Source organism: Paenibacillus sp. cl141a, from assembly GCF_900109305.1.
GTDB classification, from domain to species: Bacteria; Bacillota; Bacilli; order Paenibacillales; family Paenibacillaceae; genus Paenibacillus_AQ; species Paenibacillus_AQ lautus_A.
Genome location: NZ_FNZO01000004.1, coordinates 235,498 through 253,989 on the forward strand (window position 1 = coordinate 235,498; position 18,492 = coordinate 253,989).

The window sequence follows — 18,492 nt, forward strand, 5'->3', positions numbered from 1 at the left end:
ATGTTGAAAAAATGTTTCGTTGGCATGTTGGCTTCGCTCCTGTTATTCGTCACCGCCTGTTCCGGAACGGATCACACGGGAGAAGGCGGGAATGCGGACGCAGGGGCCGAGCCGAGCAGCCAAGTCGAGCTGCGTTTGATGTGGTGGGGCGACCAGAAACGGGCCGATATTACGAACGAAGCCCTGAAGGTGTTCCTGAACAAACATCCGAACATCAAAATCGTCGGCGAATTCTCGCCTTCCTCCGGATATTTCGATAAGCTGAACACCCAGCTCGCTTCCGGCACCGCGCCGGATATCTTCTTCCTGGGCGGAAACGTGGTGGACTATGCCAAAAAAGATGTGCTGCTGAACCTGGATCCGTATGTCGGCAGCGAACTGAAGCTGGACGGCATGGATGCCACCATGGTGGAATACGGCCGCCTGGATGGGAAGCTGCAGCATATTTCGGCCGGCGCAAACGCCCGGGGAATCGTCATCAACAAGGCACTGTTCGAAAAGGCAGGCATTCCTCTGCCGGAGCAGGATTGGGATTGGGAGGACTTTGCCGCCATCAGCAAAGAATTGTCCGATAAGCTTGGCGACGGCGTGTATGGTACCTATAATTTCACCGTCGACGGAATGGATATCTTTCTGAAGCAGCGCGGAAAACAGCTGTATGATATGGAGAACGGAAAGCTCGGCTTCGCGAAGGAAGACATTCAGGAATGGTTCGAGTATTGGGAACAGGCTTCGAAGTCCGGCGGTGTCGTTACGCCTGAACTTCAGGTGTCCAATCCGCACGATGATACCAGCAAATCCTTGTTGATTACGGGTAAAGCGGCCATGAGCCTCCTCCCTTCCAATCAGCTGGCCGCATTCCAGAGCCTGACGGAAGATCCGCTCATCCTCCATCCGGTACCTAGAGGTCCGAAGGGTACGGGCGTGGTATTCGAGTCCAGCCAAGGACTATCCGGATATGCCAACACCAAGCATCCGAAGGAAGTCGCCACGCTCATGGACTTCTGGATCAATGATCCCGAAGCGGCCAAAATCCTCGGAAACGACCGCGGCGTGCCGGTGACGGAAGCCAACCGCAACCTTCTCCAGGAGGAAGCGGGTCCTGTGGAAGAGATTGTGTACAATTATACGAGCCTCGTATCGGAAGCCACGAAGACCGAGCCTTTTGACGTGAGTTATAATCCGCCGGGATTCGCCGAGTTCTCCAAGCTGGCCCAGACGACGACCCAGGAGATCGGTTTCGGCCGGAAAAACGTCGAGCAGGCCGTTGCGGACTTCTACAACGGCACCGTGCGCATATTTGAATCGAATCAATAACAAGCTTTCAAGGAGGCGGACATGACAGAAGCTATGCTGGACCGGCTGCGCCGGATTTCGATACCGGATCGGGTACAGCCGGGCAAACCGGAAGACCGGAAGCTGCTGCAGGAGTGGCAGGCGACAGGCGTCCGATTCGCGGCATCGGGCGGACGGCTGGAAACGGCTTATTATACCGCGCTGGAGAAGCTGCTGACCTGCATCGTGCCGATGAACGGCTGCGATCCGATTCTGCAGGAGGGCGGTATCTATCTCGGCTGCTGGCTGGAGAGCACCGGCACTATCAACGCGGAGCTGCTATCGCGACTGATTCCCTCGGTCTCGGGAACAACCTACCTCGCCTTTGCCGATCAGCAAAGAGAGGATGGGCTGCTCCCTTATAAACTGACGGAGAACGGCCCTTCGTTCCGCCAGATCCAGCTCGTCACGCCGCTGGCGCGCTGCGTCTGGAACCACTATGAGCTTCATGGAAGGGATCTCTCCTTCCTGAAGACCATGTACCAAGCCGTGTCGCGTTACGACGATTGGATCGCCCGTTATCGCAACACCCGGGGGACCGGATGCGTGGAGGCTTTCAGTACCTTTGATACCGGGCATGATCTGTCGCCCAGGTTCTGGCATGTTCCGGACACGCCATATAGGAACGATGCCGCCGCCTTCCACCCGGATTCCCCGATTCTGCCTTTCCTGGCACCGGATTTGACGGCCAACATCCACTGTCAGCGCATGTATTTGGCCCGCATGGCCGAAGAGCTCGGCGAATCCGGGGCCGATTGGAGGGCCAAAGCCGAAGCCAGCCTAGACAGCCTCTTCCGTCACTGTTATGACGAAGACGATCAATTCTTCTATGACCGGGATCGGAACGACGAGCTGGTCCGGGTCCAATCCGACGTGCTGCTGCGCGTGATGGCCTGCGAGGTGGGCGACGCCGAGCTGTTTGGCAACATGCTGCGGCGGTATTTGCTGAATACCGGCAAATTCTTCGCCAAATATCCGTTTACGTCCATCGCAATGGACGATCCGCGGTTCGATCCGTCCTCCGCATACAACAGCTGGGGCGGGCCGTCCAATTTCTTGAGCTTGATCCGGGCCCCGCATGCCTTTGAACATCACCACCGCTATGTCGAGCTAACCTGGGTGCTGCAGCCGATTCTGTCGGCCTTGTCCAAGGCCAAGCGCTTCCCGCAAACCTTGAGCCCTTGGACCGGTGAAGAGGGCTTTACCGAGGCGTATTCCCCTTCCATTCTGTGCCTGCTGGATTACGTGGAACGGCTCTGCGGCATCATGCCGATCGGATCGGATCGACTGTGGTTTACGGGATTGCTTCCGGTCGATATGGACCATGGCGAAGAAGTCGCCAGCAACACGGCCTATAGCCGAACCGTGAACGGGTTGCACTACGAACTGGTGAATACCCCGGACAACGTTACCGTATACCGGGAAGGCCGCGTTCATATTCAAGGCCCCGCCGGGATTCGGCTGGTCACGGACCAAAGCGGACAATTGGAGGGCGTGATCGGCATGAGCGCGCGTACCATTGAAGGCGAGCTCCGCTATCAAGACGCATCCATTCCGATCCGGATCAAAGGCAATGAGATGCAGCAGTATTCAGACGGAGAGTTGAGAACGGAGAGGGATATCGGCATCATCTATCCTGCCTATCGTTAATTGAAGGAGGTGAACGCTTAAGCGTGAAAACTGCAGACATTCAGCTTCGGGACCCCTATGTACTGCCTGACCCGACACAGCGAATATACTACATGTACGGCAGCACCGACAAAAATATCTGGAAGGAAGGAAACGGCTTCGATGTCTATATCAGCCGGGATCTAAACGATTGGGAGGGCCCTTATCCGGTCTTTCGCAAACCGGACGGTTTCTTCGCGGACGTGAACTTCTGGGCACCCGAAGTCTACAATTACCACGGGCGTTACATCATGTTTGCCACCTTCCGCCGAAAAGATAACGATCTGCTGGGCACTGCGGTGCTGTCGGCTGAACAGCCGACAGGGCCCTTCTCCCTCCATAGCGAAGGGCCCGTGACCCCTGTCGACTGGAGTTCCCTGGACGGCACGCTCTATATCGACGAAACGGATCAGCCGTGGATGGTGTTCTGCCGCGAGTGGCAGCAGGTCGGCAACGGCGAGATCTGCGCCATGCGCCTAAGTCCCGATCTCACGGAGGCCGCCTCGGAGCCCGTGACCCTGTTCCGAGCCTCCGAAGCCGCTTGGGCCACGCCGTTCCACTCGCCCCGTTTTCCCGGATCGGGAAATTATGTGACGGATGGCCCGTTTCTGTTTCGGACAACATCGGGGAGTCTGCTCCTATTATGGGCCAGCTTTGTGGATGGCCGATACGCGCTCGGCGTTGCCAAGTCGCCAACCGGCAAGCTGACGGGGCCCTGGCTTCAAGAGCCCGAACCCTTATATTCCAGCGACGGCGGGCACGGCATGGTGTTCCGCACCTGGAACGGGCAGCTGATGCTGACCGTGCATACCCCGAACCGCACGCCGGATGAACGGCCGATCTTCATTCCCGTCGCGGAAGATGGTGATAGCATCAAGGTGGATAGGATGTATCGGACAACGCGTATACCCAAGTAAAATCCCTATGCTTTGATTTGATTTGCAGTACAAACAAAAGGAAGCCGTACGCATACGGCCTCCTCTACACTCATTTATTACAGCTTCACGATTTTACCGGTCTCTTGGGATTCGAATGCACCCAGGATCACGTTCAAGGAGCGAAGTCCTTCCTCACCGGAAATGCTAGGCGGCGTGTTCGTGAGAATGGATTCGACGAACGCGTCGATGACGCCGCTCGGAACCTGCTTCTCATTGGTTGCCATGGCGCCTACCTTGTAGGTCTCCACCGTACCGTCGGTCAGCTCTACAACCACCTCGTCGCCGTTAACGGTACCGATCTTCATGGCACCTTTCTCGCACCACAATACCGTTCCGTTATCGCCGGATCTGTAATGCGTCCAGCTTGCCATCAGGGTGCCCACGGCCCCGCTCTTCATGCGAACGATGCAAGTCGCGTTGTCGTCCACATCGGTTCCTTCTTTATGGACCGTTCCGATAAAACCTGCCACTTCCACGATCTCATCGTTCAGCAGGTAACGGATAAAGTCGGATTTGTGCACGCCGAGATCACCCATGGCCCCCATAATCGCTTCTTCCTTGCGGAAGAACCAGCTGTCGCGTCCATCCAAGCTCCAGCCCTCCGGACCGCCGTGGCCGAAGGAAGTACGGAAGGTAAGCACTTTGCCGAGCTTGCCGGAATCCAGAATTTCCTTCGCTTTGACGTGCGGAGGCATGAGGCGCTGATTATGACCTACCATCAGGTACACCCCATTCTTGCGGGCGGCCTCGATCATTTGCTCTCCTTCTTCAGCCGTCGTAGCCATCGGCTTCTCCACCAGCACATGAAGGCCGGCATTCGCAGCGGCGATGCTCATTGGAGCATGCAGATAGTTCGGCGTACAAACGCTAACGGCGTCCAGCTTCTCGTTCTTCAACAGTTCTTGGTAGTCTGCGTAGGCTTTACCGCCATACTGGGCTGCCATCTCTTCGGCGCGTTCCTTCACCGGATCGGCAAAAGCAACCAGCTCCACGTTAGCATTGTTCGCGTATTCAGGAATATGTCTGCGCTGGGCGATCGCGCCGCAGCCAAACACTGCCACTTTAATTTTGCTCATTGAAAGTCTCCTTTTTTGCTTATAGATTAAAATTGGTTCAGGTAGTTCTGCTTCAGCCAGTTCATGCTGTTCTCCACGCTTTGCAGCGGCGGATTCTGACATACGTCCTGCTCGACGATCAGCCATTCCGTGCCTGCATCGGATGCAGCCTGAATGACGCCCGGCAGGTTAACCGAGCCTTGGCTCAGCTCCAGCGTCTTCATGTTGCCTTCCGCATCCTTGCTGAAGTCTTTCAGGTGAAGCAGCGGAAGACGTCCGGCGTATTTCGGAATGTAGGTGAGCGGATCTTGTCCGGCGAATTGTACCCAGCATACGTCCATCTCCACTTGCACGGCTTCCGGCGTCGTGGCGGAATACATCGCATCAAAAACGAACTGGCCATCAACCTCGGCTTCGAATTCGAATGCATGGTTATGGTATCCAAAGATCAGTCCCTGCTTGCGGGCTTCGGCCCCTACTTCCTCCAGGAAGGAGAAGAGGTTCTTCCAGTCCTCGGCATCTTTACGATCTTCTTCGGCCACGTATGGACACATCATATATTTAGCGCCAATGGTCTTCAGGTAATCAATTTCCTTCTGCAGGTCTGCTCGAAGCAGATGCAGACCCACGTGACTGCCGATCGCTTTCAGGCCAAGCTCTTGAAGAAGCGTTTTCATTTCCTCGGCCGGAATGTCTCCATAACCTGCGAATTCCACGCCTTCATAACCCAATTCAGCAACTTTGCGGAGCGTACCGCGGAAATCCTGTGCCGTTTCATCGCGCAGCGTATACATTTGCAAACCAATGTTCATTCTTCTCATTATAGCGCACCTCGATTCCAAAAATGAGTTACTGCTCTATCTGCTACTATCATACATGCAAATAGGCTAAAATGAACATAAACAATATTGCTGCAACATGAACTATCTGCTTATATTTTTACTGGGGGTTGTTACCATTATGGAAGCTAGGCTGCTCATCTGCGACTATTCCTATCACTTTCAGCAATTCAGCAACAGCCATCGCGGGGGTTTGACGACCTATCTGTTCCGACTTCAAACCGAAGGCTCCTGCGAAATCTATTGCAACGGCATCGAGCACCACGTGCAGGCAGGCGACCTGCTGCTGCTGAAGCCCGGCGATGAATACGAACTGCGGGTGAAGGAAGACGGCGAGGATGGCCGCGTGTCCAGCGGGGATTATTTTATATTCTGCGACGGCTCCTGGATCGATGATTGGTGGAACCGCATCCCCCGCCCTGTCGTCAGTCATGTCGGGCTCGACGATTATTTGCTCGGTCTGTGGAGACAGATGCTGCTGGAGAAGCGGCGCGGCCTTGAAGGGGAAATCGGGGAGCTGACCGACTACCTGTTGCGCAGTCTCTGCCTATGCCTGGACCGCGCCATTACCGAGATCAAGCCGACCGATCGCCTTGCCTTCACCGCCCTGCGGCTGAAGCGATTCGTGGAGGAGCACGCCACCCTAACCTTCAAGCTGGAGGAGGCTGCTTCCCATGTCGGGCTAAGCTTATCGCGGGCGGTCAAACTGTTCAAGGAGTATTACGGAAAAACCATGATCCAGTACGCCCTCGAGATCAGGCTGAACGCAGCCGTCGAACGCATCAAATACAGCACGATGACGTTGGAGGAAATCGCGGAAACCTGCGGCTTTGCAAGCTACTCCTATTTTCACCGGGTATTCCGGGCGAACTATGGCGTGTCCCCGGTGAAATTCCGGGAAACGGCAACGGTGCCGGCAAGGCCGGGGCAGGAGAAAAGCCCCCGCTGATTTTTTTCTACCATAATATAAAGAAGCAGCCCATCCTCCTCCTTAAAGGCAGGGCTAGGCTGCTTTGTACTTTAGTAACTCGAAATATTCTCCAAAATGCTTTTTTCGGCCACATTCATATCATCGCGGCCCAGGCGGCGGCAAAGACAACGCCGACCCCTATCAGATGATTCCGGAGGGAGACGTTCCAAATTATAGCATAGCAGGTGCTTCCCCGGGATTTGCGTTCCAGCCAATCGCCGAACATAAGAATCCCCATCCTTTATAAGGGAAGGGGATTCTTGGTTCCGGCACTCATGGACTGCTCATGATGCAGCAGCCACTGCTTTCGCGACAGACCGCCGCCATATCCGCCGAGCTCACCGCTTGTATTGATCACGCGGTGGCATGGAATGACGATCGCAAGCTGGTTGGGCCATTCGCTTGGGCAACGGCACGATACGCGGTCGGTCTTCCCATCGCCGCTGCGATTTCGCCATACGAAGACGTTTGTCCGGGGGGAATTCGCAGCAATCGGTCCCACACTTCTTGTTGAAACGGCGAGCCCAGCAAGAACAACGGCGTCTTGAATTCCGTTAACTTCCCATCAAAATACCTTGCGAGCTCCAGCTCGATCGAACGGATCGGAGCCGTATGGCCCGGAATGATCGCCGACTTGGTTCTCTGCCGGAGGCGTTCAACCTCACGCTCCAGGCCCCGGCGGTCCACGAATTCGAGCAGATACAGCGCCTCTTCATCCGCGATGGCCATCATCGGCCCGAGACGCGTGTCGATCCATGAAGCCTTTAAGATGTTATGGTGCCCCGATCGGCTAGGCGCCGCGCCCATGATGCGCGAAAATGCATCCCTAAAACCGCTGCTCGACTCGTAGCCGGTCGACAGCTGCGCATCGATGACGGCATGCCCCTCTCGGATTTGCTTCAGGGCAAGCCCCATTCGCCGAGCCCGTGCGTATTCAACGAAGGTCATCCCGAACCGCTTCTTGAATTGCCGCCGTGCCGTCGAAGCATCCACGGACAGCTTCTGAAAGTCCTGGTGGGTCCACCTTTTCTCCGGATTCTCCTCAACGGCTTCTACTAGCAGCCGGACCAGGTCCGATACCTGATTGGGGTGCGATAGCGGACGGCAGCGTTTGCAAGGCCTGAAGGATGCAAGCAGCGCTTCTTGAGCCGTCTCGAAAAATTCGCAGTTTTCCATCTTCGGTTTCCGGGCCGGGCATGTCGGGCGGCAGAACACTCCTGTAGTCTTCACGCCTACATAAAACACGCCCTCGTACTCCGATTTCTTTTCCAGCAGCGCCTGGTAATACTCCTGCTGATGGGCAGCCGATATCACTTGGGTTCCTCCCCGCTCTGATGTACTTTCTAAAGGGCCATTCGCTTGTTCGCCTTAATCATCATGCTCTCTTGTTCTCGTGTTTCTATTATATTTCTTTTGCCGGCATGACGTGGCCGAAAAACGTGCACGAATATTTTCGTGAGTAAATAGCGCCGACTCCGATGACCCTGATTAACCAATCATACGAAAAGCCCCTTCCGTTGACCAGAAGAGGCTTTTTCTTTCAAGAATATGAATTTCGCATGAAGTTTAACCTTTGATGGATCCTGCCACCATGCCCTTCATGATCTGCTCCTGCAGGATCAGGTAGGCCACGATCGTCGGAATGACCGCGATCGCCATCGCTCCCATCGTCAGGCTGTAATCCGTGCCGAAGCCGTCCGAGAACAGGGACAAGCTAAGCGGCAGCGTCTTTAATGCCTGCGTATTGATGAATACGAGGGCGAAAGAGAAATCATTCCAGAATCGGAGGAATGCCAGAATCGATATCGTTGCCACAATCGGCGTACAGAGCGGCAGAATCATTCGGCCGAAGATTCCCCACCAGCCGCTGCCGTCGATCATGGCCGCTTCTTCAATCTCTCTTGGTATGGATGACATGTACGCCATCGCCAGGAAGATCGCGATCGGCAGCTCAAACGCCGTATATGGCAGGATGAGTGCGCCGTACGTGTCGAGCAGGCCGATATTTTTCATCATAATGAACAGGGGCACCAGCGTACTGTGGATCGGAATCAGCAGTCCGGTCGTGAACAACACGACCACCAGCTTTTTAAACCGAAACTGGAATCTGGACAGCACATACGCCGCTAGTAAACTAAGCAGAATGGTCAGCACGACGGCCGTAATCGTTACAACCGTCGAATTGATCATCGCTCGGCCCATATTTCCGAGCTCCCATGCCCGGAATAAATTCTCGGTCATCCACTCCTTCGGCAAGCCGTAAGGGTTGTTGAAGAAATCCTGGTTCGATTTAAACGCGCTCGTAAAAAGCCAGTACAAGGGATAGAGCGTAAGAATCGCATACACAATCAGCAGCAATTTTACGAATCCGGTTAACCCCTTCGTGATGACGCGTTTCCCTGAGGCACTTCCGGTCCCGGTCGTTTGTAAATTCACATCGCTCCCTCCTTCATGTTAGCTTGACTTTCTGCGCGTTGCGAAATAGTTAAGCGCGATAAGAATGGCGCTGACGATCATGATCATCGTGGAAACGGCGGAGCCGTAACCGTAGCGGTACACGCTGAACGTGCTGTTGTACATATAGGTAGCAAGCAGCTCGGTCGATTGTGCCGGTCCGCCGCCTGTCATGACGATGACATGGTCAAAAGCTTTCAGGCTTCCCGAGATACAGAGCACAATGGTTACGACCACCGTGTTCCAGACCATCGGCAGCGTGATTTGCATCAGCTTGTTCCAGCCGGTGGAGCCATCGATTTTGGCCGCATCGTGGATCTCTGGCGAAATATTTTGCAGCGCTGCGATAAAGATGACCAGATAAGGGCCGATGTTCGCCCAGTTAATCGGGATCGATATCGCCAGCATGTTGACCTTCGGATCGGACAGCCAAGCACGGGTCCATGACTCCAGGCCGAGCATCTCCAGCGCATAGTTGGCAATCCCGAACTGCGGGTGGTAAATGTAACCCCAGATGAGACCGACAACCACCGTGGATAGAACCATCGGCATGAAGACGGCAGACCGGATGAACCTGGAGAAGAACGAATTCTTGAACAATACGATAGCCAGAATCAACGCGATTGGAACCTGGCCGATAATGGACGATACGACCAGAATCAGGTTGTTTCGAAGCGCCCGCCAAAAGATCGGATCCTTGAACATCTCTCTATAATTGTCAAGGCCGATGAACGTGGCGTCTCCGAACCCTTTCCAACTGAAAAATCCGTAGTATGCTGACCAAAAAACCGGAATGATGACAAATATCAGAAACAACAGAAGCGCAGGAAGAAGAGCTATGGCTATAAATCCTTTGCTTCTCATCGCTGTAGGCATGGCAGCCTCCTCCCTCCTAATCCTGATGCAGCAGTGAATCTATTCTTATGGAGTAGCGGATCGGGCTTGCGCATCCTGCAGCTTCTGAGCCACGCCTTCGACGGCACCGCCCATCATGATTTCCTGCAGGCCGTTGTTGATGACTTCAGCCGCTTCTGCTGACAGATAAGCATCGTATACCGGCGTAATGCCTGTGGATTTCACCAGGTTAAAGGCTTTGTAGTACAGGGAAGTAACTTTGGACTCGTCGATCTCGGTATCGTACATGACCATGGAGTTGCTCTCGGCAATCGCTTTTTGCGCTTCCGGTCCACTCACGGCATAAATCAGTTCGAGCGCCAATTCTTTTGCTTTCCCTTCCGTTCTGCTGCTAAGGGCCAGACCGCCGCCAGCTCCGCCGGAGATGGTGTTAGCTTCGCCTTTGCCTCCAGGGATCGCAGGCAGAGTCGTCACTTCAATATCCTTCATCTGCTCTTCGGAGGAAGAAGCCGCCAAGTTGGTGAGCGTCCAGGCGCCGCTGATCATCATTGCTGCATTGCCTTGGATGAAATACTGCTCGGCTTGCGTGTTGTCGATGCTGTTGGCACCTTCTTGGAATGCTTTGTTGTCGACGAGCTCTTTGAAATAGCCAAGCGCTTCGATAAACTCAGGATCGGTGAATTTCGCGCCATCCTGTGCTGCCGCTTTTTTGAACCATTCGGTGCCGGTCACGCGGTCGGCAATCGACCCGATAATGGTGGATTGCGCAACCCATGGCGCTTTGTTTCCGAGGGCGATCGGCGTAATGCCGTTATCGTTGAACGTTTTAACCGCCGCCATCATTTCTTCCCAAGTTGTCGGAACTTTTACGTTATGTTTGTCAAACAACGCTTTGTTGTAGTAGAGAATCGATGTTGCGGACATGCCCAGTGGAGCGGAGTAAATCTGGCCGTCCTCGAACTCGTATGGATCAAATGCGCCCGGCAGGAATTTGTCCTTCCAATCGGAATGGGCGTCCAACACTTCCGTGATCGGTTGAAGCAGCTTCGCTTGATGAAGCTCGGCCGACTGACTTCCCGCATAAACGAAGAACACGTCCGGCATTTCATTCGCAGCCGCAACGGTGCTCAGACGCTGACGGTAACCGTCCGGCGGAATCGCTTGCGCGTCGAGCGTAACTTCAGGATGGTCCTGAGCAAATTGATCGATAAAACTTCGGACTGATTTCGCGCGCAGGTCGTCACCGGCAAAGTTATGCCAGATGGTCAGCTTGACCTTTTCTTGATCGCCTTCGTTCCCTCCGGCCTGCTCTTTGCTTTGCCCGCCTCCGCAAGCTGCAAGAACCAGTGTCATCATCAGCAGTACAAGACCTATTTTACGTTTTGGTCTCATGGTCAATCCCCCTTTTAATATACGAAAATGATGAAGCTTCAAGATGATTAGCCCAAGTATAAAAGAGGATGTAACGCTTACATAGGGGATATAATTCAGTCCATAGAGGGACAAAATTCAGGATTCGGGATTTGCCCGATACTCCGAAGGGGTCAATCCGGTCCATTTTTTGAACAAGCGGTTAAAATATTTGATATCCTCGTAGCCGATTTCATTCGCGATTTCACTGATTTTGGCGGGCGTTTCCCGCAGCAGGTGCATCGCTTTCCGAAGCTTCGCCTGGGTTACGAATTCGATGTAATTCTGCCCGGTCTCCTTCTTGAACATTTCGCTGAAATAGTTGGGGTTCATATGAACATGCTTGGCCACTTGTTGGAGAGACAAGCTCTGTCCCAGATGCTCATGAATGAAGGAGATCGCTCGCTGGACAGGACTTGTCGTCGACACCATATCACGGTACTCCTTCATGATGAGCCCGAGCGAATCGACCAGCACCTTCTCCGGATTCTTGGTCAACTCCCGGATATCGTACGTCTCTTCCACTTTCACCGGACTGGTATAGCCGATAGACGTCGCAGCCCGTATGAGCCAGCGCTGTGCCGAAACGATCAGGGAATGCAGGTAAGCCTGAACCGAACCGGGCGTCGCCTGGCCCTGGCTTTGGATGCGCCGCAGCAGATCCGCCACCCATGCCTGCAAATCGGCGGATTCTCCCGAACGCAGCAGGGATGACAGTTTGGTTTCTTCTTCCATCGAACATACCGTGCGGATGCCTGTACGTCCTTCGATATCTTCATAACGGATATGCCGTTCCGATTGCAGCAGCCACTCGTAGGAGTTGGCCTCTACCGCGGTAGCCAGCGCAATGTGCAGCTCCCTGGCGCTTGCGACCCGTCGGCCGCTGGCAGCCGTGATGCGGCAGGCATGCGTAGATTCCATCTTATGCAGAGCGGAATCTACCCGCCCCCAGCCATGATTCGGCTCCGCCCGCACCAACAGAAGCAGGGAGCCGTTCCATTCCAGCCACGCGCATTGCAGCACTTCGGCCAGCTCCGTGCCGATTAATCGATGCAGCTCGCTAACATTCGATTGTTCCGCCTCTTCTGGATGCTGCGGATATACCGACAGCATCCAGATCTGCAGCACCGAACCGTTCGATTCCACACACAACTCCGGGTATCGCTCACACAATTCGGCCTCCGCATGCTCATCCAGCGGAGTGCCGGAAGCAAGCAGCCTTCGCAGAAAGCCCCGGTTAACCACCATTTCCTGGGCCTTCCCCTTCGCTTGTGTAAGCCTTCGCTGCAGCAGCCGTTCCCTGGCTTGGACAGCAGCCTCGATAATTTCCCCGGGCCTGCTCGTCTTCAGCAGGTAATCGCTCACGCCTTCCCGCATCGCCTGCTGCGCATACGCGAATTCATCGTATCCCGAGATGACGATGATCTCGATCTCGGGATGCTGCTGCTTGACTTGATGCGCCATCTCCAATCCGCTCAGGCCTGTCATGCGTATGTCCGTAAATATGATTTCGGGCATTTCCACGGGAATACGCTGAAGGGCTTCCTCCGCCGAAGCCGCGGGCGTCAGCACTGTAAAGCCGTTATCCGCCCAATTGATCACGGTACTCAAACCATTTCGAATGATCACTTCATCATCAACGATCATGACCTTCAATGTCGCCATCCCCTTTGCCGGATATTTCCGATTGTTGAATTTCAGGTGAATCAGGTATCGTAAACATCACCCGTGTCCCGGTACCCTCGGTGCTCTCCACACGCAGCCCCGCATCCTTCCCGTAATGCAGGAGCAGCCGCTTATGGACGTTCCGCAGCCCGTAGCTGCCGCGCGGGGTTTGTCCCTTCTCGTACTGCAACGGATTTTCGACCAACTGCTCCTGGAGCCATTTCAGGCGCTCCGCCGTCATCCCGATGCCGTCATCCTCCACCACGAAGCGGATCCCCTCAGGTTCGCGGTGTCCGCGAATCGTAATCGTCCCTATCCCGTCACGGCTCAGGATGCCATGCAGCATGGAATTCTCCACCAACGGCTGCAGCAGCAGCTTCAGCATGGTGTGCTGATACAAATCCTCTTCCACATGATCCTCAAACTCGAATTTTTCCGGATAGCGGATGGTTTGGATATTCACGTAGTGGCGGACATGCATGATCTCCTGCTGTATCGTGCAGTATTCCTGCCCGTTGTTGAGGCTGAACCTCAAAAAATCGCTGAGCGATCCCACCATCTCGGCAATCTTCACATCCTGGTTCATCAGCGCCAGCCAATGGATCGATGACAGCGTATTGTAGAGGAAATGCGGATTGATCTGCACCTGCAGTGCATGCATATCCGCCTCCTTCTTCAGCGACTCGTTCAGCTTCACTTCATCGGTAAGCTTCACGATCCGGGAACTGAGCCGGTTGTAACTGATAATAAGCTGCCCGACCTCGTCGACCGTCTTGACCGGCAGCGCCGGCAGCGGCTCTTCCGGGCTTGAGTTCTTGAGGAATTTCGTTAAGACGGACAGAGGATTCGTAATCTTCTGGATCAGGAAAAGAACCAGAACAATGGCAAGCAGGATGGCCACCGTGACCGCAACCGCCGTCAATTTGATAAAATACTGGTTCTGGGAACGGTATTCCTGCGAGGGAATGATGCCGACGAGCTTCCAGTTCACGCTGGACATTTTCTTATAGAGAATGGTCTTCTTGCTGCTTCCCTCGCCATAGTCAATATTGCCGCTGAGCCCCTCGAACTCTCCAATCTCAGGATAATAATCCGCCAGCGTCAAATTGGTCTCCATATCCGGCGGACCGGCGATAATCCGGTTATTCTCGTCAAGAAGAAGGACGAATCCGGTCTTCTCCAGAACGGCCTGCCGGAACTGATTGGCAATGACGCCCTGATCCAGATTGATCTGCAGGTTCCCGATCGGCTTGTATTTATCCGTGCTCCGAATCGGCCTGGCCAGCGTGATGACCTTCCTAACGCCTTCAAAGGTCCACTGCCGGTGAACAAAAGACCACCATTTGGGATGGTGTTCGTAATAATCGGGAACCATTTCGGTAATATTCCGGAACTCGGAGCGTACCAAGGATTTATGCGAAATCGCATCTTTGCTGCCGAGCGGTTCAACGATGATGTTGGCGATATAATCTTTGGAAAAGGCCAGGTTCGTCAAAAAATTAATAACCGTCGTCTGCTGAACGTAGTTGCTCTGCTCGGTCTTCAGATAGGCCTGAACACCGGTATGCCCGATGAGAAACAGCGAGATATTCTCCACGTCCTTGACCATCGTATCCAGGTAAGCTTCCAGCTGTCGGAGCGTATTCATCCCCGTAATTTTGGCCTTCTCTTCGGTCAGGCTTTTGGCTATGTTAAAGGAGAAAATACCCAGAAACAGCAGCGGCACCAGCGTAGCGATAATGATAAGCAACGACAATTTATGCTTTAGCGATTTCCCAAGCCATTGCTGCATACATACACCCCGTTTTAAAGCCCCTATGGTATGGACTTGTTATATTACTTAACATTGAATGCGTTTACTTCAAAATCAATCTCCATGATTCGCTAAAATGTGTCAGGTTTATTAACTATCTTAGAGGAATCTTAAGACTCAAGTAAATGGTAATAAAGTCCTATGATAGGGGATGAAATCTTCTTGAAACATATGGTGAACGCCCATTTCGGCGATCGGCTACGGAGATGTAAACGGCGTTGAATCTATAAAAACACAGCACAAAAAAGGGCGCCGCAGCGCCCCTCACATTCGCTATTCACATCATCCGACCGAAACCTTCCGCTTCTAACCCATGTTAATAATAACCTGCCGGAATGCGTTTGTGTGTAGTCCTAAAGTTGTATGATGAAAAACCGCTCTTACCCTCGCTCTTCCAAACGACGATATTCCATCTCATCCACCTCAAACCGGTTCAACTCTTCATTAAAACGGTATGTTATTCGGAGATCCCCGGCAAAACCGGCCGGGCTCATGCTTCCTGCCGCTTCCGTAAGAAGCCGTCCTTCCGCCAAACGATGTCTGACAACGGCTCCGAAGCCAAGCTTATCAAATAGATAGCTTTTATCTTTGGAATCGTCCTGGAACTTCTGGACAATTTCCTCTCCGTCAACCGTAACCTTAACCGTAAAGTGATCCGCTTCCTTCTCGATGCTGGATTTCACATGGCTCGATACGGCCTGCTCCAGCGATTCGATCGGGATTTCCTCCAGAGAACCGGCGTCCACTACATGCATCTCCCCCGCGTACAGACCGGTGCCCGTCCCGTCCACGTAGAACACAACAACGTCCGGCTTGCCATCCCCTGTGACATCCTGGTAATGAATGACGGGTTTACGCGTAGCCTCTCCTCCATGCCAGTCCTTAAAGACCCGCTTCCTGCCTTCTACCTCGACCACCATGCCTTCATATCTGCCATATTTCGATGCGCTGACCGGATACAGCTTCACATTGCTGTTCTCCTCCGCCGTCAACAGGTCAACCTCCGGCGTATAAATGTAAACCATGCCATCCTTCGTATCCAAGCGGACTTCCGCATCGTACAGTTCCGTCATGAATCGGGCGGGAACCATGACGCGACCATCCATAAGCTGCGCGGGAACGGACAGGGCGTAGGTCTTCTCTTTTCCCTCGGCAACGTCGCTTCCCATTTTCAAGGTGACCTGATCGGTGCCCGTGTTAACGGTTAGCGTCTTATTCTTGTTATTCCAGCGGAGCCCCATAGGCTTCAAGTATTCCTTGACCGTGTTCAGGGGGACCAGCACTGTGCCGTTCACGATGACGGGTTTGACATCCGGCGTCATTACATAATGATTAACGTTTAAAAATTCCAAGTCCTTCTTGTGCGCAGCCTGGGCCTGTACCGCCGCACTTAACAGCAGCGCGGCCGCTATAGCGCCGCTTGCAGCCATTTTCGTCCATTTCCGGGTTATCATGTTCGCTAATCTCCTTGGCTTGTAATATTCAGTAATGCATCTATATCTAAGACGCAAGGTGAACGCAATTGGTTCGTGCTTATCCATGAAAAATGACGAAAAACGTCTCCATTTCAATTATTTTTTGATCATCATCCGTAAAAATTGCCGCTTTTAAACTTAAATTCATGACCGCATTCCAGATGATATGTTAGAATCAGAAATGATTGTTATATTATGGAATATACTTGATTCAAGGTTCACGGCATTCATTCGGGATACCAACGATAAGTATGTCATGGATCGGGTACGAACCCACCTGTATCCGAGCTCCGAGCTTCAGCGGGGAGTCAAGCCATCGCCTGGTCTTAAGGATACGACAGCTGGAATCTTCGATATGATTCGTAAAACAGTACTTTGAAGGGAGGTGAGCTCCTTGAACCAGGGGATATCCTTTTTCGGCATGTTTTCCATGCTTAGCATTATCGTATACGGGCTATTCGCACTTCTCGGTTTATATGCTTTGTATCTCCTCATCAAATTGATGATCCGGGCCATAACCGCGCTGAACTCTACATCGACGAGAAACGCAACCGACGGTTGTAAAGGCAAACTTCGGATAAACCGAGTTTGAAACCACGGAACAGCCTATGGTAAAGTCTAGGCAGCCAGAAATGAAAGGGTGAACCCAAAGCCAATGATCTACTAATCCTGTCCCAAGCATTTGGAAAACACTTCGATTTCACGATACGGGGTTTTTCGGGATAGGATTCGTGCGGCTTTTTTTATATGTGACGGGTGGATGTTTGTAGACCTCCCCATGTAGAGTCCGCATCTTCTTGGTTCGTATTAGCCTCCTATTCCGAAATCTCGGAGCGGGAGGTTTTTTCTATTATATCAACACCAATTGAGAGGCTGGAGGTTATCCTTGACAGGAACTCATCCAAGCATCCAAGGGAGCCTTCCCCTTTCCGGGAAATCCGAACGCGAGATTTGAACACGCTCAATCTAATGAAGAATCCGCTTTAAGCATCCTAACAACTTTCTACAAGGAGGCATGTTTGCATGCAGATCACGGCACAGGAGTACAAAATAGCGAACCGGGAGTCGGGACCGTATGGCATTGCGGCAGGACGAGACGGGGCCATCTGGTTCACGGAGCAAAAAGGAAACCGGATCGGACGAATCACCCAGGGAGGGGATATGCGTACTTTCGATGTCCCGACGCCGGATGCAGGGGTCATGTCCATCCTCTCCGCCCCTAACGGTGACCTCTGGTTCACGGAGTACAAAGCGAATAAAATCGGACGGATGACAACGGAAGGGATATTCACGGAATTCGAGCTGCCGGAAGCATGCTCGTCTCCTTACGGCTTGACGGAGGGCCCGGATGGAGCCATATGGTTCACCGAGTTAATCGGCAACCGGATTGGCCGGATTACGACGGCAGGCGTTATCACGGAATACGATTTGCCACGAGCTGGCTCGTACCCTTCCTATATTACGGCCGGTCCGGACGGCGCGCTGTGGTTTACGGAAAACCAAAACAACTGCATCGGCCGGATTACGGTAGACGGGGAGATCGCCGAGTACCGGATTCCCACCGAACAATCAGGGCCTGTCGGCATCACGGCAGGTGCCGATGGCGCCCTGTGGTTCGTTCAAATCAACGGCAATCAAATCGGACGGATCACGACGGCCGGGGAGATTACGGAATTTAAGCTCCCGTCCGGGAATGCCAGACCCCATGCCATCGCGGCGGGGGCTCGCGAAGATTTATGGTTTACGGAGTGGGGAGCCAACCGGATCGGACGAATAACATGTACCGGGGATATTACCGAGTACCCGATCCCCACCCCCTCAGCCGAGCCTCACGGCATTACCGTGGATTCCGGCGGCGAGGTATGGTTCGCCGAGGAATGCGACCAAGTCGGCCGTTTCATCGTTCAATATGAGGATTCCTGATCGAACGCTCTACGCCGGGAAGCCCGTGCAGCCCGCTGCCGGGCTTTTCCAGCGCGAAGCTGCTCCGGCTGGTTTCTTCATCTAGGGGAATG

The 18,492-nt window shown here is 53.5% G+C and carries 14 protein-coding genes and 1 pseudogene; 6 read left to right on the forward strand and 9 right to left on the reverse strand.

All coding sequences use genetic code 11. The features are described 5' to 3' along the window. The 3 genes from BMX45_RS13810 to BMX45_RS13820 are packed head-to-tail and all read left to right on the forward strand — an operon-like array spanning position 1 to position 3,920. The gene (locus BMX45_RS13810) at positions 1-1,317 is read left to right on the forward strand and encodes an ABC transporter substrate-binding protein (protein ID WP_090910163.1); all 1,317 of its coding nucleotides are present in this window, start codon (positions 1-3) and stop codon (positions 1,315-1,317) included. A 21-nt stretch (positions 1,318-1,338) separates the two neighbouring features. Then, positions 1,339-2,985, forward strand: coding sequence for an MGH1-like glycoside hydrolase domain-containing protein (locus BMX45_RS13815; RefSeq protein WP_090910164.1), 1,647 nt, complete (start codon positions 1,339-1,341; stop codon positions 2,983-2,985). A gap of 23 nt (positions 2,986-3,008) precedes the next feature. Next, positions 3,009-3,920 carry a glycoside hydrolase family 43 protein gene (locus BMX45_RS13820; protein ID WP_090910165.1) on the forward strand — a complete coding sequence of 304 codons (912 nt, stop codon included), beginning with the start codon at positions 3,009-3,011 and terminating at the stop codon, positions 3,918-3,920. A 77-nt stretch (positions 3,921-3,997) separates the two neighbouring features. Here BMX45_RS13820 and BMX45_RS13825 read toward each other — a convergent pair whose 3' ends face one another. Then, a complete protein-coding gene (locus BMX45_RS13825; RefSeq protein WP_090910166.1) occupies positions 3,998-5,017 on the reverse strand; it encodes a Gfo/Idh/MocA family protein in 1,020 nt (339 codons plus the stop codon). A gap of 26 nt (positions 5,018-5,043) precedes the next feature. Beyond that, a complete protein-coding gene (locus BMX45_RS13830; protein ID WP_012818676.1) occupies positions 5,044-5,817 on the reverse strand; it encodes a sugar phosphate isomerase/epimerase family protein in 774 nt (257 codons plus the stop codon). 139 nt (positions 5,818-5,956) lie between these two features. Between BMX45_RS13830 and BMX45_RS13835 the strand changes: the two genes are divergently transcribed. Then, entirely contained in the window at positions 5,957-6,784 is an 828-nt protein-coding gene (locus BMX45_RS13835) for a helix-turn-helix domain-containing protein (RefSeq protein WP_071222296.1), read from the forward strand. A gap of 262 nt (positions 6,785-7,046) precedes the next feature. Here BMX45_RS13835 and BMX45_RS13840 read toward each other — a convergent pair. From BMX45_RS13840 to BMX45_RS13870, 7 genes and pseudogenes are all read right to left on the reverse strand, one after another. After that, positions 7,047-8,119, reverse strand: a pseudogene (locus BMX45_RS13840) (bifunctional transcriptional activator/DNA repair enzyme AdaA). A 252-nt stretch (positions 8,120-8,371) separates the two neighbouring features. After that, entirely contained in the window at positions 8,372-9,241 is an 870-nt protein-coding gene (locus BMX45_RS13845) for a carbohydrate ABC transporter permease (RefSeq protein ID WP_090910167.1), read from the reverse strand. Positions 9,242-9,259: 18 nt separating this feature from the next. Beyond that, positions 9,260-10,135: a carbohydrate ABC transporter permease gene (locus BMX45_RS13850; RefSeq protein WP_090910168.1), complete on the reverse strand. Its 876-nt coding sequence runs from the start codon at positions 10,133-10,135 to the stop codon at positions 9,260-9,262. A 45-nt stretch (positions 10,136-10,180) separates the two neighbouring features. After that, a complete protein-coding gene (locus BMX45_RS13855) occupies positions 10,181-11,506 on the reverse strand; it encodes an extracellular solute-binding protein (protein WP_009595478.1) in 1,326 nt (441 codons plus the stop codon). Positions 11,507-11,623: 117 nt separating this feature from the next. Then, positions 11,624-13,189, reverse strand: coding sequence for a response regulator transcription factor (locus BMX45_RS13860; RefSeq protein ID WP_254778070.1), 1,566 nt, complete (start codon positions 13,187-13,189; stop codon positions 11,624-11,626). Continuing rightward, complete coding sequence (locus BMX45_RS13865) at positions 13,161-14,981, reverse strand: cache domain-containing sensor histidine kinase (RefSeq protein WP_090910170.1); 1,821 nt, start codon at positions 14,979-14,981, stop codon at positions 13,161-13,163. The genes BMX45_RS13860 and BMX45_RS13865 overlap by 29 nt, the downstream gene beginning before the upstream one ends. A gap of 401 nt (positions 14,982-15,382) precedes the next feature. Then, positions 15,383-16,456 (reverse strand): copper amine oxidase N-terminal domain-containing protein, encoded by a 1,074-nt coding sequence (locus BMX45_RS13870; protein WP_090910171.1) that lies wholly within the window; start codon positions 16,454-16,456, stop codon positions 15,383-15,385. 202 nt (positions 16,457-16,658) lie between these two features. On the opposite strand from BMX45_RS13870, the gene BMX45_RS31320 reads away from it, so the two are divergent. Both BMX45_RS31320 and vgb(C) read left to right on the forward strand, forming a co-directional pair. Continuing rightward, entirely contained in the window at positions 16,659-16,856 is a 198-nt protein-coding gene (locus tag BMX45_RS31320; protein ID WP_175495108.1) for a hypothetical protein, read from the forward strand. Between the two features lie 644 nt (positions 16,857-17,500). Next, on the forward strand, positions 17,501-18,400 hold the full coding sequence (gene vgb(C) / locus BMX45_RS13875) for a streptogramin B lyase Vgb(C) (RefSeq protein WP_090910172.1): 900 nt from the start codon (positions 17,501-17,503) through the stop codon (positions 18,398-18,400). Positions 18,401-18,492: the final 92 nt, after the last annotated feature.

What these genes read in the sequence shown, in the direction of transcription:
- BMX45_RS13815 (WP_090910164.1), top strand. Translation starts at nt 1,339, where the DNA reads ATGACAGAAGCTATGCTGGACCGGCTGCGCCGGATTTCGATACCGGAT.
- BMX45_RS13830 (WP_012818676.1), bottom strand. Translation starts at nt 5,817, where the DNA reads ATGAGAAGAATGAACATTGGTTTGCAAATGTATACGCTGCGCGATGAA.
- BMX45_RS31320 (WP_175495108.1), top strand. Translation starts at nt 16,659, where the DNA reads ATGATTGTTATATTATGGAATATACTTGATTCAAGGTTCACGGCATTC.
- BMX45_RS13860 (WP_254778070.1), bottom strand. Translation starts at nt 13,189, where the DNA reads ATGGCGACATTGAAGGTCATGATCGTTGATGATGAAGTGATCATTCGA.
- BMX45_RS13835 (WP_071222296.1), top strand. Translation starts at nt 5,957, where the DNA reads ATGGAAGCTAGGCTGCTCATCTGCGACTATTCCTATCACTTTCAGCAA.
- BMX45_RS13865 (WP_090910170.1), bottom strand. Translation starts at nt 14,981, where the DNA reads ATGCAGCAATGGCTTGGGAAATCGCTAAAGCATAAATTGTCGTTGCTT.
- BMX45_RS13870 (WP_090910171.1), bottom strand. Translation starts at nt 16,456, where the DNA reads ATGATAACCCGGAAATGGACGAAAATGGCTGCAAGCGGCGCTATAGCG.
- BMX45_RS13850 (WP_090910168.1), bottom strand. Translation starts at nt 10,135, where the DNA reads ATGCCTACAGCGATGAGAAGCAAAGGATTTATAGCCATAGCTCTTCTT.
- BMX45_RS13810 (WP_090910163.1), top strand. Translation starts at nt 1, where the DNA reads ATGTTGAAAAAATGTTTCGTTGGCATGTTGGCTTCGCTCCTGTTATTC.
- BMX45_RS13855 (WP_009595478.1), bottom strand. Translation starts at nt 11,506, where the DNA reads ATGAGACCAAAACGTAAAATAGGTCTTGTACTGCTGATGATGACACTG.
- BMX45_RS13825 (WP_090910166.1), bottom strand. Translation starts at nt 5,017, where the DNA reads ATGAGCAAAATTAAAGTGGCAGTGTTTGGCTGCGGCGCGATCGCCCAG.